Source organism: Flavonifractor plautii ATCC 29863, from assembly GCF_000239295.1.
GTDB classification, from domain to species: Bacteria; Bacillota; Clostridia; order Oscillospirales; family Oscillospiraceae; genus Flavonifractor; species Flavonifractor plautii.
Window position 1 is genome coordinate 1 of record NZ_JH417687.1, and the last position, 16,083, is coordinate 16,083.

14 protein-coding genes, 1 other RNA gene and 1 pseudogene are annotated in these 16,083 nt (G+C 61.7%); 6 read left to right on the top strand and 10 right to left on the bottom strand.

Annotated features, from left to right (window positions below; genetic code table 11):
* Positions 1 to 261 precede the first annotated feature (261 nt).
* The 4 genes from HMPREF0372_RS05015 to HMPREF0372_RS05030 all read left to right on the top strand — a co-directional run bounded on the left by HMPREF0372_RS05015 (position 262) and on the right by HMPREF0372_RS05030 (position 3,478).
* On the top strand, positions 262 to 1,245 hold the full coding sequence (locus HMPREF0372_RS05015) for a rolling circle replication-associated protein (protein WP_007489505.1): 984 nt from the start codon (positions 262 to 264) through the stop codon (positions 1,243 to 1,245).
* Positions 1,246 to 1,337: 92 nt separating this feature from the next.
* Complete coding sequence (locus HMPREF0372_RS05020; protein WP_007489506.1) at positions 1,338 to 1,649, top strand: hypothetical protein; 312 nt, start codon at positions 1,338 to 1,340, stop codon at positions 1,647 to 1,649.
* Between the two features lie 206 nt (positions 1,650 to 1,855).
* Complete coding sequence (locus tag HMPREF0372_RS05025) at positions 1,856 to 2,350, top strand: tyrosine-type recombinase/integrase (RefSeq protein WP_414016156.1); 495 nt, start codon at positions 1,856 to 1,858, stop codon at positions 2,348 to 2,350.
* A 99-nt stretch (positions 2,351 to 2,449) separates the two neighbouring features.
* Positions 2,450 to 3,478, top strand: a complete 1,029-nt coding sequence (locus HMPREF0372_RS05030) for a tyrosine recombinase XerC (RefSeq protein ID WP_024724088.1) — start codon at positions 2,450 to 2,452, stop codon at positions 3,476 to 3,478.
* Positions 3,479 to 3,517: 39 nt separating this feature from the next.
* Here the strand turns inward: HMPREF0372_RS05030 and HMPREF0372_RS05035 are convergent, their stop codons facing one another.
* The 10 genes from HMPREF0372_RS05035 to murD all read right to left on the bottom strand — a co-directional run bounded on the left by HMPREF0372_RS05035 (position 3,518) and on the right by murD (position 15,019).
* Positions 3,518 to 5,041, bottom strand: a complete 1,524-nt coding sequence (locus tag HMPREF0372_RS05035) for a hypothetical protein (RefSeq protein WP_007489510.1) — start codon at positions 5,039 to 5,041, stop codon at positions 3,518 to 3,520.
* A 127-nt stretch (positions 5,042 to 5,168) separates the two neighbouring features.
* Positions 5,169 to 5,702, bottom strand: a complete 534-nt coding sequence (locus HMPREF0372_RS05040; protein WP_007489511.1) for an amidase domain-containing protein — start codon at positions 5,700 to 5,702, stop codon at positions 5,169 to 5,171.
* A gap of 80 nt (positions 5,703 to 5,782) precedes the next feature.
* Entirely contained in the window at positions 5,783 to 7,783 is a 2,001-nt protein-coding gene (gene ligA, locus HMPREF0372_RS05045) for an NAD-dependent DNA ligase LigA (RefSeq protein ID WP_007489512.1), read from the bottom strand.
* The gene (locus HMPREF0372_RS05050) at positions 7,725 to 8,414 is read right to left on the bottom strand and encodes a VanZ family protein (protein ID WP_007489513.1); all 690 of its coding nucleotides are present in this window, start codon (positions 8,412 to 8,414) and stop codon (positions 7,725 to 7,727) included. Before HMPREF0372_RS05050 ends, ligA begins: the two co-directional genes overlap by 59 nt.
* Before the next feature lie 80 nt (positions 8,415 to 8,494).
* Positions 8,495 to 9,091 (bottom strand): sporulation protein YunB, encoded by a 597-nt coding sequence (gene yunB, locus HMPREF0372_RS05055; RefSeq protein WP_007489514.1) that lies wholly within the window; start codon positions 9,089 to 9,091, stop codon positions 8,495 to 8,497.
* Between the two features lie 130 nt (positions 9,092 to 9,221).
* A complete protein-coding gene (locus HMPREF0372_RS05060) occupies positions 9,222 to 10,472 on the bottom strand; it encodes a methionine gamma-lyase family protein (protein ID WP_007489515.1) in 1,251 nt (416 codons plus the stop codon).
* A gap of 38 nt (positions 10,473 to 10,510) precedes the next feature.
* Positions 10,511 to 11,509, bottom strand: a complete 999-nt coding sequence (locus tag HMPREF0372_RS05065; RefSeq protein WP_007489517.1) for a M42 family metallopeptidase — start codon at positions 11,507 to 11,509, stop codon at positions 10,511 to 10,513.
* 6 nt (positions 11,510 to 11,515) lie between these two features.
* Entirely contained in the window at positions 11,516 to 12,541 is a 1,026-nt protein-coding gene (locus HMPREF0372_RS05070) for a M42 family metallopeptidase (protein WP_007489519.1), read from the bottom strand.
* On the bottom strand, positions 12,538 to 13,554 hold the full coding sequence (locus HMPREF0372_RS05075; RefSeq protein ID WP_007489520.1) for a zinc-binding metallopeptidase family protein: 1,017 nt from the start codon (positions 13,552 to 13,554) through the stop codon (positions 12,538 to 12,540). Before HMPREF0372_RS05075 ends, HMPREF0372_RS05070 begins: the two co-directional genes overlap by 4 nt.
* A gap of 76 nt (positions 13,555 to 13,630) precedes the next feature.
* Positions 13,631 to 15,019, bottom strand: a complete 1,389-nt coding sequence (gene murD, locus HMPREF0372_RS05080) for a UDP-N-acetylmuramoyl-L-alanine--D-glutamate ligase (protein WP_039996718.1) — start codon at positions 15,017 to 15,019, stop codon at positions 13,631 to 13,633.
* 157 nt (positions 15,020 to 15,176) lie between these two features.
* On the opposite strand from murD, the pseudogene HMPREF0372_RS05085 reads away from it, so the two are divergent.
* Positions 15,177 to 15,653, top strand: a pseudogene (locus tag HMPREF0372_RS05085) (MGMT family protein); the annotation flags it as partial.
* A gap of 52 nt (positions 15,654 to 15,705) precedes the next feature.
* Positions 15,706 to 16,055, top strand: an RNA gene (gene rnpB / locus HMPREF0372_RS18655) — RNase P RNA component class A.
* Positions 16,056 to 16,083 lie beyond the last annotated feature (28 nt).

The following is a 16,083-nucleotide window of genomic DNA, read 5'->3' on the forward strand; positions in this document are numbered from 1 at the left end:
CAGGGCGGCGGAGCGGCCCGAAGCGCCCCCCGGAGGGGCCGACGGGGCCGAGCACACCGCAGAAGCCCCGGCCCGCAGGACGGGGCGACCGCACCGGGGGGGCCCAGAGGGCCGCCCCCGACACGCGGCCCGACGGGCCCGGGGCCCCGGGGCGGCTCCATGCCAGCCCGGGCCACTGCCGGACTCCCGTCAACCGGGAGGGGGCCGGAGGCCCTACTTGATATTAGGACATTATTCCGTCAGGGGGGGAGGGGCTGAACCATGGCAAAGCTTACGGGCACAGGGGTTTCCGGCTCCGATATCTTCTGTACGGCCCGCGTCAAATCCTATCCGGGGGGTCGCTGTGAGGCCCTGGTCTGCGATAAGGCCATCTTTGGCGGCTCCGGCTGGGAGGCCCGCCAGGGTGCCCGGGTCAAGGCGTCCAGGGCCAAGGACGGCGGCCACGACGTGGCCCGGGCCGTCCGCCGCGCCCGGGCCCAGGTGCGGGATATCGCCCTGTGCACCCCCTTCCGGTGGTTCGTCACCCTCACCCTCGACCCGGCCCGGGTGAACCGCTACGACGTCCGGGAGGTCACCCGGCACCTCAACCACTGGCTGGACAACCAGGTCAGGCGGAAGGGCCTGGCTTACGTCCTGGTGCCGGAGCGGCACAAGGACGGGGCTATTCACTTCCACGGTTTCTTCAACGACGCGCTGGAGGCCAGGGACAGCGGAACTGTCTCTCTGCCCGGCCAGAAAGCCCCCAGGAGGCCCAGGAGCGCCCGCCAGAGGGCCAAATGGCTGGAGGACGGGGGGAAACCCGTCTACAACCTTCCCGGCTGGTCTTGGGGCTTCACGACGGCCATAGAGCTGTACGGCGAGTACGACCGGGCCGTCAGCTACGTCTGCAAGTACATCGGCAAGGAGCTGGCCCCGTCACCAAATGGTGACGGCCTGGAGCCCCAGAAGATTGGGGGCCGCTGGTACTACTCCGGCGGGGCCCTGGGGCGGCCCCAGGTCACCTACGCCGAGCTGGACTTCCGCCAGGCCGAGCAGGAACCGGGGGCCTACCGCTTCGATCTGCCCCAGGCGGGTATCAGCTTCGTCCAGTTCCAATTCCAGGCGAAAGGGGGTGAAAACAGTGGAGAACCAGTCGAAAAAGTTGCTGGAGGTCAATCTGAGGTGCCCCTGGTGGGAGCTGTGCGACAGCCGCCGCTGCTGGGCCTGCGTCCAGGCCTGCGCGGAGCGCAGGGCGGCGGCCCGTGAGACGGCGCTCGAACGTCTGTTCGATGCCATGGAAGAACAGTGGGAGCAGGAGGCCCTGGACTCCTGGCTGTAAAGGAAAGGAGTTTTACAGGATGAAGTGGGAAGAGTTGGCATACAGCTTGCTAGAGGCCAGGCCCAACGATGCGGTCAAACTGGCCCTAGCCGTGGCGGAGGGGAAGCCCTCCAACCTGAAGGGGGCCGATCTCCGCGCCCTGGTGGAGCTGGAGGTCAAGCCCGGCGGCGGAGTCCGGGTAGAGCTCATGGACAAGGGCGCGGCCCTCGGGGCCATCCTCAAGGCGGGCCTCCCGCAGGACGGCGACCCGGAGGCCGTGGCAAGCTTCTTCGCCGCCCTCCAGGGGGCCGCCAGGGAGGAGCCTGTATCCGGGTGTGATGGAAAAAACTAGCGCCCTCAAACAGATGAACTAATTTCTGGAAATATCCAACCGTTTGGTTGGATTTCGGGCGCATTTTACAGATTCAGGAAAGTTCAATGGGCCCCCGGGGGCCCGCTCCGGCGGGCCTCCGGGGGCAGGCGGGGGGCCTTTACCCCCGCACAATCATAGGGGGTTGATTTTACATTGTGAAAACAGATTACCTACTGCACCGGGAGGTGGGGCACGTCCTGGCCGCACTCATGCCGCAAAACAGGCTTATCGCCCGGGTCTGTTTACACACCGGACTGCGGGTGGGGGATGTCGTATCCCTTCGGACACAAGATATTGGGCTCCAAATGATGGTCACCGAAGCCAAGACGAAGAAGCGCCGGAGGGTGGGCCTCACGGCCTCGCTCCTGGCCGCCATCCGGGCCCAGGCCGGGCCCGAATGGGCGTTCCCGGGCAAGCGCCCGGGCACCCACAAGACCCGGCAGGCCGTCTGGGCCGACGTGAAGCGCGCCGCCAGGGCGTTCCGGCTCCCGCAGAACGTCGCGCCGCACAGCCTCCGCAAGGTCTACGCCGTCGAACTCCTGGAGCGCTACGGCGACATCCAGCGCGTCCAGCGGGCCCTGAACCACAGCTCGATCGAAACCACCCTTATCTACGCCATGGCTGACAAGCTTCTCGACGCCAAGCTCAAGCAGGCCAAGCGCCGCAAACGGCCCGCTTGACCAGCTACCACAGGCGTGGTAAACTGGGGGGAGTTCTTCGAGAGGGGGGTATACCTCCAACTCAACAAAATAAAAATTTTGTTGAGTTGGAGGGAGGATTTGAATACAAATGACTACCGTCTGACTGCTCCGCCGGTTCTGCGGGACTTTCTGGTGTATCATGAGACCATTCAGGGTCACTCCAGAAAAACGGTGGATGAATACTACCTGGATCTGCGCAACTTCTTCCGCTATGTGAAAATCGAAAAAGGCAAAGCACCACGTACCGCCGAGCTGGATGAAATTCCGATTGACGACGTGGATCTGGACCTGGCCAGGTCTGTCACGCTGAGCGATGTCTACTCCTACATGAATTACCTGAGCCGTGACCGGGCCAAGCACGCCAACAGCCCCTCCACCGGCTATGGTTTGGAGGCCACCGCCCGGGCCCGAAAAATCGCCGCCATCCGCTCGTTCTATAAGTATCTCACCAGCAAGGCAAAATTAATCAGCGAAAATCCCATGCAGGACCTGGATTCCCCCCGGCTGAAAAAATCGCTGCCCCGCTACCTCAGCCTGGATGAGAGCATCCAGCTTCTGGAGGCCGTGGACGAGCCCAATCAGGCGCGGGACTACTGCATTTTGACGCTGTTTCTCAACTGCGGGTTGCGAATTTCAGAGTTAGTCTCCCTTAACACGACAGATGTTCGAGAGGAACAGCTCCGTGTTCTGGGCAAGGGCAACAAGGAGCGCATGATCTTCCTCAACGAGGCCTGCCGCGCGGCGCTGGATGACTGGCTGGAGGAGCGCAGCCGTCAGGCTGCGGCCGACCCGAACGCCCTGTTCCTGACCCGCACCCATACCCGTATGACCAAGGATGCGGTGCACTATATGGTCAAACAGCGCCTCAAAAAAGCCGGGTTGGATGCCTCTCTCTATTCCAGCCATAAGCTGCGGCACACCGCGGCCACTCTTATGCTGCAGAACGGGGTGGATGTGCGCACGCTTCAGGAGGTGTTGGGACACGAAAACCTGAACACAACCCAGATCTATACTCATGTGGACAACGAAAATCTGCGCTCGGCGGCGAAGGCAAACCCGCTGGGACGAATGAAAAAGAAATCCATCCCCATTCCCCCTGGAAAATAGAAATAGGAGGCCGCTCTCTTTGAGAGCGGCCTCCTATTTCTATTCCTCACCTGTCCTCTTCCATGTCCCCTGTCCAAGCAGTAAAAGCATGGGTATCATCGAGTAGTGGTAGCGCCCCGCCACCTCGACCAGCATCTGTGCCAGGGTCAGCCCTAAGATATAGAGTGGTGCCAGCAATAGCAATCCTCTCTCTCTACTCCGCCACACCTGGACAGCACCCCCGGTTGCCAGGAGAAATGCCGCATAATAGAAGCCATTACAGAGCAGGGAGAAAAACTCCGTATGCCGCAGAACCGAGGCCGAATATCCCACGCAGGCATCGTCTGATCCCAGAAACGTGCGCAGTTTTTGCTTTAGGAGCTTTGAAAAGTCAATTTCTCCAGATAAAATTCGGGCCTCTGCATCGGTCAGAAGCTGTTCCTGTGTCCATTGAGCCGTTGCCCCAGGCTGGTCGCTGTATCCATACAGGCGGTCGCTGTCCTCCTGATTCCAGCGTCCTCCGGAGTTGGGATTGAAGCCAACCAATAGGCTGTACCCCGGCGTATGGGATGGCTCCTCCCCTATCCGTACCGAGAGCCGGGCATTCCAGACCGGCCCCAGAAGGACATATGCCCCCAGCACACCGGCCATGCAGAGCCCCCACCATCTTCTCCAGTTCCGGGCAGCCAGCCGGTTCAGGTTCAACAGAGAGAGCCACAGAAGGAGCGCGATCAGCAGTATGGCCGCAATGGGACGCACCCCGTTGACCCATCGCAGAAGAACGCCGCCCGCCGTGCCGGAGAGAACCCCCATCCAAAGCGGATACCCCTTTAGGGCGGCAGACCGCTCCGTCTCCGTCAAAAAGGACAGCACACCGAGAATAAGGGCAGTATAGAGAGGTTCCGATAGCACAAGGCTGTTATAGATGGTCTGAGATGGACACAGAGTCCAGAGCAGATAGGCCAGCGTAGCGGCCGGCAAGTGGAACCAGCGCAGGCACAGATGATACAAAAAACTGCCGGAGCAGACCGTCAGCAGTACATTGAGCACCGGAGCAAGCATGGGCTGTGGCCCCGACAGGCGAATAAACCAGCTCAGAAAATCGGCATATCCGAAAATATGGGGAAACAGGGCCATATACCGCCCGCCGTATACCGTTGTGCGCTCCGCAAGCGCATTGGCATATCCCCAAAAGACCGAGTAATCTCCCGCCAGGGGAACCCGTACCCTCCAGATCCAAAATACTTTGATTGCGGTGCAAAGTATGGTGAGAAGCAGCCAAAGCCGCAACGGCCCCAAATGTTCCAATCGTTTCGCGGCAGGTACACACAAGGCAGTATACAGAAAAAGCCCCAGCAGCGCCAGGGTAAATGCCTGGAGATACCGTTCCCCCTGAGATATGCCAACTGCCAGCGCCGAGACTGCCAGCGCAAAAAAGGCAGCCAGCATCAGCCTCTGCATGAGGCACGCGGTGCGGTTCAAGCGCAGGTCTTTTTGTCCCATTCCGACCACACCCCCTTCTGCACGGTTATGCTTCCTCATAGCGGTTTGAAATAGTACAGGTTTATAAATGTCATTTTTCATTGCTTTTTCCAGGAAATATGATAAAATAGAGGGCGAAATTTCCCGGATTCCGGTTGTTCAAAAACCTGTACTTTTTCAAACACGCCTGAAAAACTCCCCTGTCCAAAGGTGGACAGGGGAGCGGTTTTTACATGCTGGGAAGAAGCGGTTCCTCACCGAGTTCCCGGTAGGCGCCCTGTATGTGTAGGAAGCGGATCTCCTGAAAATAATAGGTGCTCAGCGGCCGCCAGTCGGCGTCATAGGAGTGGGCGGCAATCAGGGTGTTCTGCAAAGTGGCTGGACGCCCGATCTCCACCACCACCGGAGTATGTCCAAATACATCCTTATTGAAGCGGAACTGGACAAAGTCTCCCGGTTCCAGCTCACTCAGCGTGGTAGAAATCCCAAAGGGTCCCGGGCTCGGCGTCTGACGGGTGATAAAGTCAAAAAAATACTCCACACCGGTCCAGGCCGGGGCCTTGTCGTTGGGATCCCGGTAAAACCAGCCATAGATTGGGTCGAAGTTCATCACACCCGTTCCGGCGTACAGGCACTGGGAGGCAAAATTGGTACAGTCGCCGCCGATCTCCTCGTAGTCATAGAAATCCGGATTTCGTCCGTAGGCCCACTGATGGGCATAGGCCACAGCGGCACGGCGGTCATAGGGTATCCGTTCCAGCATAGCGCTCTCCCCTTTCCACGCATCCTATGCAGCAGAACACAAAAAGGGCACCGGCTCTCCTTGAGGACCGGTGCCCCTTTTTATAATTGATCCGAATCGGGCCTGCTGCCAAGCATGGTAAGGAATTCCTCCTCGGTGAGCACCGGGATGCCCAGCTCCTGGGCCTTGCGCAGCTTGGAGCCCGCCGCCTCTCCGGCCACCACATAGGAGGTCTTCTTGGAAACAGATCCGGACACTTTGCCGCCCTGAGCCTCGATCATCGCTCCGGCCTCGTCCCGGGTAAATCGCTCCAGCGTACCTGTCAACACAAAGATCTTCCCCGCCAGTTGGTCGCCCACCGGCTCCTCATGGCTTTCCAGATTCACCCCTGCTTCCCGCAGCGTGTCAATGAGGTGAATGCTCTGGGGGCTCTGGAACCACTGGAGCAGGCTTCGGGCCGTGATTCCGCCGATGTCGGGTACCGCAGTCAGTTCCTCTTCCGAGGCCGCCATCAGCGCATCCAGTGTGCCAAAGCGGGCGGCCAGCACCTTCCCCGCCTTCTGCCCCACCTGGCGGATGCCGAAGGCAAACAGCAGCCGGGACAGGTCATTGCCCTTGGACCGTTCAATGGCTGCAACGAGGTTTTCCGCGCTCTTTTTGCCCATGCGCTCTAACTGGGCCACATCCTCCGCATTGAGGTGGTACAGGTCGCCGGGCCCCTTGACCAGACCGGCGCCCACCAGATTCTCCACCACCGCGGGGCCCAAGCCCTCGATGTCCATGGCGTCCCGACTGGCGAAGTGGACCAAATGGCGCAGGCGCTGGGCAGGGCACTCTGCGCCGGTGCAGCGGATGTGGGCCCCATCCTCGTCGCGGGCTACTGGCGCGCCGCACACCGGGCACTGCTCCGGCAGGTGGTAGGGCTGCGTCCCCTCCGGGCGTTTCTCCTTCAGCACCTCCACAATCTCCGGAATGATCTCTCCCGCCTTCTGTACCAGCACAGTATCTCCGATGCGGATGTCCTTTTCCGTGATGAAATCCTGATTGTGAAGGGTGGCGCTTGTGACGGTAGTGCCGGCCAGACGCACCGGCTCCACTACGGCCTTCGGCGTCAGCACGCCGGTACGCCCCACTTGAACCACAATGTCCACCACCCGGGACGGCTTCTGTTCCGGCGGATATTTGTAGGCCGCCGCCCAGCGGGGAAATTTCGCCGTGCTGCCCAGGGTTTCACGTTCTGCAAGGCTATTTACCTTTACAACCGCGCCATCAATGTCAAAGGGGTAAGCCTCTCTGCCCTCCCCCATGGCCTGGATACGCTCCGCCGCCTCGGCGATCGTCTTGCAGGTGTCATGTGGAATTACTTTAAAGTGCTGTCCCCGCAGGTATTCCAGGGTTTCTGAATGGGTCTGAAAGGTCTTTCCCTCTGCCCACTGGATGTTAAAAACCCGGATATCCAGCCCTCGGGAGGCCGCGATTTTAGGGTCTAGCTGCCGCAGGGAGCCGGCCGCGGCATTCCTAGGATTGGCGAACAGGCTCTCCCCTCTCAGTTCCCGCTCCTCGTTGAGCCGTTCAAAGCTCTTTTTGGGCATAAACACCTCGCCCCGCACAATCAGGGCGGGCAGGGCCTCCGGCAGGCGCAGAGGGATGGAAGGGATGGTCCTCAGATTCTCTGTCACATCCTCTCCCACCTGGCCATCGCCGCGGGTGGCGCCGCGCACAAAGAGGCCGTTTTCATACTCCAGCGCCACAGATAGGCCGTCCACCTTGGGCTCCACGTCGTATTCAACGCCCTCCGGCAGAGCCTCCTGCATCCGCTGATCGAACTCCTCCAGCTCCTCCACGGAGAACACGTCCTGAAGGCTCTCCAGCGGTATCCGGTGGCGCACCTCCTGGAAGCCGTCGGCCACCTTGCCCCCCACCCGCTGAGTGGGAGAATCGGGGGTAACCAGCTCCGGGTGGGCCGCCTCCAGCTCCTCCAGGCGGCGGAGTTTGTGGTCAAAATCGTAGTCGGACATGCTGGGGTTGTCCAGCACATAGTATTCATAGTTCGCCTGCTCCAGCTCCCGGCGCAGGCTCTGTATCTCCTGTTTCTCGTCCATATCGGACCTCCACTTGGAATCGTCGGGTGAATTTGGGGGCTAAATGGGCGAAAATCAGGCACAAAAGCCCGCCCAAACATCCTCCCAAGGTATTAAGAATCAAATCATCGATGTCAGTGGCCCGCCCCACAAACAGCTGTAGGAACTCCACGCAGAAGGAAGTACAAAAGCCAGTCAGAAGTCCCAGCATACAGCGATTTCCCCGCCACAGTAGCGCTGGAAAAAAGCCCACCGGACAAAAGATAAGCAGATTGGCGATGGCCATGTATCCCGCCCAGCCGCCTTCCCGCAGATTTTGAAGGACCATAGGGGTCCACTGAATCTCCTGTATCGACTCAGAGAGCGGAGTCAGCGGAAAAAATACCTCATGCCCGGCCAGCGCTTCCTGCCAGTGGTACGCCGTCCAGAAATAAGCGGGAAAGACAGTCAGCGCGGCCAATCCGGCACAGAACATCACAAAGAACAGCAGTGCGGCCTCGCGGAGTCTCCCACTGGCCATGCCCTGCCGGGCTAAGCGTTTTTTCCGCCAGGGCCGCAGAAGAAAAGATACAAGGGCGGCCAGCAGCATGCAGGGCAGCATCTGGGCCACATAGTCCCAGGAGACCGCCAAGTACCACAGCAGTGTATCCATTTTGGCTCCCTCCTACTGGTATCGTCCCGATTCTACCACAGAGGGAATGCCAGTTTCGTTACAAATTCCTTACGGATTTCTTACAAACCTCCGGGCAACTCCAGATAGGTATCTGGCACCTGCCCCACCAGCAGCGTCTCAGCCGCACACACTTGTGCCTCCACGACCGTGTCCACCGTGCCGCCGGGGATCAGCAGGGTACACTCTACCTGAACATTCAGCATGACCTGATGAAGGGTCTGGTTGATCCCGGATGAGGTAAATACATGTTCAAATGCAGCGGTCGGTGTGGCCGCAGTCAACACCCGTACCGGCAGTACCGGACCCAAGTCCGACGCGGTGGCAAAGCCGGTCAGGTTTCCCAGAGGGATCCCCAGCTCCTGACTGTCAAGCTGTTCCACCTGCTCCAATATCCGGCCCAAGATCTCCGTGCGAAGTGTGTTCAACTGGGCTGTATTGGCGGCCAGCACTGTCACCTGTCCGGCGGTGTCCTTCTCCAACGTCACCAGATCGCCGTAGGATATGGCTTCGCTGGACAGAGTCTCATTGACTGCGTCGTTTATGATGCTGGTTACGGCATTTTTTACCTTGGCCTTTGCCAGCTCTGTAACTGTGGGCCGGAGTGCGGCGTCGATCAAAACAATGACCGCCACCGCCAGACCGATCCCGATCAGCACGGGGAGCAGAATCCCACCTTTTGGCCGCGCAGCGGCGGGCCGCCGCCGGCGAGGCACCCTCAGCCAGGGGCGTATCGGTCTGCGCACGGGCCTCACCTCCCGGATCAGCCTATGCGCGGACCGGCTTGCCCTATTCGCCCCGCAGCAACTCTTCCACTGCCAGCAGGACACCGGCCTTGCCGCTCTCATAGGTCAGGCCGCCCTGGAGATAGGCCGTATAGGGCTCACGCATGGGGGCGTCGCAGGACAGTTCGATGGACGCGCCTTGAATAAAGGCCCCGGCGGCCATGATCACCGGGCAGTCATAACCCGGCATGTCCCAGGGCTCCGGTGTCACGAAGGAGTCCACCGGAGCGCCGAACTGGATGCCTTTGCAGAATTTTTTGAGGGGCTCCGGCGCGCCAAAATGAATCATCTGAATGATGTCGTGGCGTACCGTATCGGAGGTGGGCTCCGTCCGGTAGCCCAGCAGCTCCATCATCCGGGCGGCAAACACCGCCGTCTTGACTGCCTGGGCCGTGGTATGGGGGGCAAGGAAAAGCCCTTGATAGAGGCTGCGGTTGGCCCCAAAGGTGGAGCCGCACTCCTTTCCGATACCGGGGGTGGACAGCCGCATGGCGGCCCCCTCCACCAAATTCCGCCGTCCGGCAATATAGCCGCCAGTGGGAGCCAGCCCGCCGCCGGGGTTTTTGATCAGGGAACCCACCACCAAGTCGGCCCCGGCCTGGGTGGGCTCCAATGTCTCCACAAACTCGCCGTAGCAGTTGTCCACCAGAATGGCGGCCTCCGGGTTGTTGGCCCGCACCACCTGGCACAGCGCCCCGATCTCCGCCACAGAGAGAGAGGAACGGGTGGAATAGCCCTTGGAGCGTTGGATCAGCACCGCCTTGACGCGGGGGTCCCGCACCGCCCAGGCCAGTCCCTCCGGGTCCGGCGCATCGTCAAGCAAATCTACTTGCCGATATTCGATTCCGTAACTTTTCAGGGAACCGGGGCCCTTGTCCACCACGCCGATCACCCCCAGCATAGTGTCGTAGGGGGCGCCCACGGCGGACACCAGAATGTCGCCGGGCTTCAACGCGCCAAAGAGGGCACAGGAGATGGCATGGGTGCCGTTGACGAACTGCACCCGCACCAGGGCATCTTCGGTGCCGAACAGCTCCGCGAAGATCTCATCCAGCTTGTCCCGGCCGAGATCGTCATAGCCGTAGCCGGTGGTTCCGGCAAAATAGGCCTCCGCCACCCGGTGCTTCTGAAAAGCGGCCAGGACCTTGCGGGTATTCTCCTCCGCGATGGAATCAATGCGGTCGAATTGGTCCCGCAGCCCGGCCTGCGCCTGGGCTGCCAGGGCCATTACTTTTTCACTAATCTGTAAAGGCATTTCTTTTTACACATTCCGTTCTTTCTGTATTTGAGGACTCAGCAGGTCAGCTTCGCCTGGGCGAAGGCTGCCACCAGGGCTGCGCAGGCCTCCACGTCTCCCAGATCCGCCACCTCCAGCGGCGTGTGGACATAGCGGGTGGGAATGGAGATGCCGCCGGTATACACCCCGGCCCGGCTCTGGTGGATGGCCCCGGCGTCGGTGCCTCCAAAGCGCAGGATATCCTTCTGACAAGGGATGTTACCTGTCAGTGCAAGTTTCTCCAGCTTGGCCACCACAGAAGGGTGGCAGATCACCGAACTGTCCATCACCTTGATGGCGGCCCCCTTTCCGGCCACACTGCTGCACGCATGGGGGGCCGAAGGGATGTCGTCTGAGTCCGTCACGTCCACGGCAATGCCGTAGTCCGGCGCCACCCCGTAAGCGGCGGTGCGGGCTCCGCGGAGTCCCACCTCCTCCTGTACCGTAAAGACGAAGTACAGGTCATTTTCCGTGTTCTTCAGGCGCTCCATCGCCATCAGCAGCACCGCGCAGGCGATCCGGTCGTCCAGATAGGGAGAGAAGATGCGCCCTCCGGAGCAGAAGGCGTGGGTGTCATAGACCGCAATGTCCCCCACCTGTACCATGGCCTTTGCCTCCGCCTCGTTTCGGGCCCCAATGTCCAGGTACAGGTGCTCCAGCTTCATGTCCTTGGGCTCCACCTTGCCCTCCAGGGCCAACACGCCGCGGGTACCGTTGGCGAAGCGGACGGGGGTGCCCAGCACCTCGTGGGCGGAGAGCCCGCCCACCGGGCCGAAGCGGAGGAAGCCCTTCTCGTCAATATAGGTGACCATTAGACCGATGGAGTCCATATGGGCGGCAAACAGGACCTTGGGCCCACTCCCCTTTTTATGGCAGATCAGGTTGCCCAGGGCGTCTGTGGTACAGGAATCCACGTAGGGGGCGGCCAGGGTGCGGAGCACCCCGGCGACAGCCCCCTCACTTCCGGAGGGGCCGTGGCAGGCGTTCAGGGCCTGCAAAATCTCAATCAGTTCCATGTCGGTTCACTCCTTTTCTGCCAAATGTCCAACAAAGGCCCGGATCAGGGCCAGGGCCGCCTCCGCGTCCCGCAGGCAGGTCACGCCGGACGGGGTGCGGGGGTAGCGCACGGGGATGGACACCGCCGCCGTCCGTACCCCCTCTTTGGTCCGCTGGATGGCGGCCGTATCGGTGCGTCCGGCCACCGAGCGCATGGTCTGCCAGGGGATGCCGCCGGCCTCCGCCAGGAAGCGCAACGCCTCAAAGAGCCCCCGGTCTGCAATAGCGCCCTGATCCATATAGGGCAGCACCACACCGCCGCCCAAGCTGCATCCCTGCTTGTGGGCGGGCACTCCGGCCAGATCCGCAGCATCCGCGCCGTCCACCACCAGCGCCACCTCCGGGGTGACGGAGAAGGCCGCGCCGAAGGCCCCGCGGGCCCCCACCTCCTTCTGGGCGGTAAAGACAAAGGTACAGTCCATGGGCAGTTCATCCCGCAGGAGGGTGAGCAGCACGGCGCAGCCCAACCGGCTCCCCAGCGCCTTTCCCTGGAACAGGCCCGCCCCGAAGTCTCCGGCGTCACTGTCAAAGGCCGCCGTATCTCCCAGAGCGACCTGCGCCTCCGCCCCGGCCCGGTCCCTGGCTCCGATGTCGATATAGAACTCGTCCAGCTTGGGGACGGACTTCTCCTCCTCCCGGCTGACCAGATGGTAGGCCTTGAGTCCCACCACCCCCGGCACCCGCTTGGGCCCTACCAGCACTGGCTTGCCCAGGAGCACCCGGCGGTCGATGGCGCCCACAGTGTCGAATTTCAGATAGCCGTCGTCGGTGATCTGGCGGATCATGAGCCCAACCTCGTCCATGTGGGCGGTGAGGAGAAGCTTGCTGCCGGTATGTTTCCGGCCCTTTTTCCAGGCAATCAGGTTGCCCAGAGCGTCCACCCGCAGCCTGTCTGCGTGTGGCTCCACCTCCGCCAGGAGGAAGGCGCGCACCTCGTCCTCCCAGCTGGACACGGCGTTAAGCGCACACAGGCGCTCCAGCAGTTCTCTCATCGCCGTGCCGCCTCCTTTCCCAGTCCCTCCGTGAAGGCGACCAGCAGGGCCGCCACCTGTTCCATGTCCGCCAGGGAGAGCACCTCAATGGGGGAATGCATATACTTCAGCGGTAGGGACAGCACCGAGGTGGCTACCCCTTCCCGGCTGATCTGCATCTCCCAGCCGTTGGTGCCGGTGTGGCCGGACATGACCTCCAGTTGGTAGGGAATCTGCCTCTCCTTCGCCTTGGCGAGCATCCGGTTGGTCATCCAGCGGGTCATGTTGGGGCCCACGCCGATGGCGGGACCTCCGCCAATGGCGAAGGCCTTGTCCGCCGGGCCGTCGGGGGTTTTGCCGTGGGTCACGTCCACCGCCACGCAGAAGTCGGGCTGAACCGCCCAGGTGCCTACCGTGGCGCCCGCCCCGGAAACCTCCTCCCGTGTGGAGCCCAGGAGATAGAGGTCTACGTCCAGCTCCCTGTCCCGCAGCAGCTCCGCCGCCCGCAGCAGGGTGACGAAGCAGGAGCGGTCGTCCATGGACTTGCCGCACATCTGATCCTCTCCCAAGGCAAAGCAACCGCCCCGATAGACCATGGGCGTCCCCACCGGTACGGCCCGCTCCGCCTCCGTCTGGGACAGGCCCACGTCCACGAACAGCTCGGACAGGGGTATGCTCTTGTCCGCTTCCCCCCCAGCCGGACAGGTCACGATGCCCCGCCGGGGCGGGTCGGTCAGCACCACCAGCTCCCGGCCGGGCAGCATCCTGGGATCCACGCCGCCGATGCTGCGGAAGCGCAGGAAGCCGTCCTCCACGCCGGTGACCAGCAGGCCGATCTCATCCAGATGGGCGTCCAGCAGGAGCCGGGGCGCTCCCTCCTTCCCGCAGCGGCGCACCCCCAGCACATTGCCCATGCGGTCCACGGACACCTCGTCCACCAGCGGCCGGAGCAGCTCCGCCGCTACCGCTGCCGCAGGGGCTTCAAAGCCGGAGGGCGCGGTGCAGGCGCACAGCCGCTCCAGGGCTTGTCTCATATCCAAATTGGGTTCACTCCTTTCCACGGATACCGAAGCAGGGCGCCGGAGGCCGTGTCCTCCGGCGTCCGCAGCCTTACTCCAGGCCGTAGATAATCCTCTTAAAAGCTGCGCCCCGCTCCATAAAATTCTTGAAGCGGTCGAAGGAGGCGCAAGCGGGCGACAGGAGCACCACGTCCCCCGGCTGGGCCAGCCCGCAGGCGGCCAGCACCGCCGCCTCAAAATCCTTGTATTCCACAATGGGCAAGGCCGCCGGATCGTAACCGGGTGCCCGCTCCACCGCCTGGCGCAGCTTGGGCGCGGTATCGCCGGTGAGCACCAATGCCTTGACGTGCTCCACCACTTCGGGGCCGAGCACATCAAAGGGAATGTGCTTGTCGTAACCGCCGGCAATCAGAACCACCTTTTGATGGAAGGAGCGCAGACCGGCGATGGTGCGGGAGGGGCTGGAGGCGATGGAGTCGTTGTAGTAGCGCACCCCGTTCCTCGTCCGCACCAGCTCAATGCGGTGCTCTACCCCCGCAAATTTGGCGGCGAAGTCCCGCACCACCTGGTCGGGCACCAGCCCGTCCAGAGCGCCGATGGCCGCCATGTAATTCTCGATGTTGTGCTCGCCGGGCAGGAGGATGTTTTCCAGGTAGAGCACCGGGCGCTCGTGCATGGCGTTGCGCACCCAGATGGCCCCGTCTCTGACGAAGACGCCCTGCTCCAGCTCCTCCCGGCGGCTGAACCGGGTCACGCGGCCGCGGGCACTGACCGCAAAGCCGCGGGTAATCTCGTTATCCTGGTTCAGCACCAGCAGGCCGTCCGCTCCCTGGTGGGTGAAGATGTTCTCCTTGGCGGCGATGTACTCCTCCATAGATTTGTGTACGTCCAGGTGGTTAGGGGCCAGATTGGTGACCACCGCGATATCCGGGCTCTGCTCCATGGTCATCAACTGAAACGAAGACAGTTCCAGCACGGCCACGTCCTCTGGCACCATCCCGTCCACGTCGGGCAGCAGCGGTTTGCCGATGTTGCCTCCCACATAGACGCTCTGCCCCGCCGCTTTCAGCAGCTCGGCAATGATCGTAGTGGTGGTGGTCTTTCCGTCGCTGCCAGTCACCGCGATGGTTTTGCAGGGGCAGACCTGGAAAAAAACCTCCATCTCCGAGGTGATGGTACTCCCCCGTTCCCGGGCCGCCAGCAGTTGGGGCACGTCCGGACGCAGGCCGGGGGTACGGAAGATCACATCGTGGTCCAGCCCGTCCAGATAGTCCGGGCCCAGGCGCAGCTCGGCCCCCAGGCTCTCCAACTTCTCCGCCTGGCCGCCGAAGTCCTCCCTCTGCCTCTTGTCGCAGGCGGTCACCTCAACATCCGCCCGCAGCAGCATTTTGATGAGCGGTGTGTTGGACACGCCGATGCCCAGCACCGCCACCCGCTTGCCCCGCAGGGACGCCAAATACTCCTGTATGGTGGAACCCATGGCTCGTTCCTCCCTTTTTGTTTCGTCTATAACTAAAATATTATATCCCATTGAGGAGAAAATTTCAATCGAAAGGAGGGCGTTTCCTCGGGCGAGATTGACTTGCCCCGGCCATTTTGATAAAATGTGGGAAAAAAGTCGGACTGGAGGGATTTTCTTGTCAAATGAGGCACGAAAAGACTTCAACGCCATGCTGAACGCCCGCAGGGACATGCCGAAGATACAGATAATTACCGATCCAAAGGCGATTGCAGCCTATGGAGGCGACCGCATGTACTTTGTCCCGCCCATCGATTACGACCGCGCGATGCGGAGAGTGCCCTTCGGGAAGCTCCTGACTGTTGGCGACATCCGGAGCTATCTCGCCCGGCGGAGCGGCGCCGACTTTACCGAACCCCTGACGGCCGGGCTTTTTGTGTCCATCGCCGCCTGGGCCAGCCATCAGCGCGCCGAAGACAAGATCCCTTACTGGCGGACGCTGAAAACCGGCGGAGAGCTGAATGAAAAGTATCCGGGGGGCGTGGAGGCTCAGAAGGCGCTTCTGGAAGCTGAGGGACATACCGTGCTCTCCAGAGGGCGGAAGCACCTGCGGTATTATGTCCAGGACTATGAAAAGGCCCTGTTTTCGCTGGAGGAGTGCGATTCCCATTTGACAAGCGGCCCACAATACGGTACAATGTCCTTCGCAAGCAAGCTGGACAGCCGCGCGGACGGGGCGAAAGGCCTGTCTGTGAGGAAAGTCCGGGCTCCGCAGGGCAAGGATAACGGGTAACACCCGCCGGGGGCGACCCTAGGAAAAGTGCAACAGAAATAGTCTGCCGGCCTCTGGCCGGTCAAGGTGGAAAGGTGAGGTAAGAGCTCACCCGACGGCGTGCCAAGCGTCCGTCGCTGTAAACTCTATCCGGAGCAACGCCGTGGAGGGACATATGGTCGGCCCGACCGTCCCGGGGAGGCGGCTGGAGCGTACTGGCAACGGTGCGTCGAGATAGATGGCTGTCTTAAAGGACAGAACCCGGCTTACAGGCTTACTTGCAGATACGGCCGCCCGGAGCACAGCGCTCCGG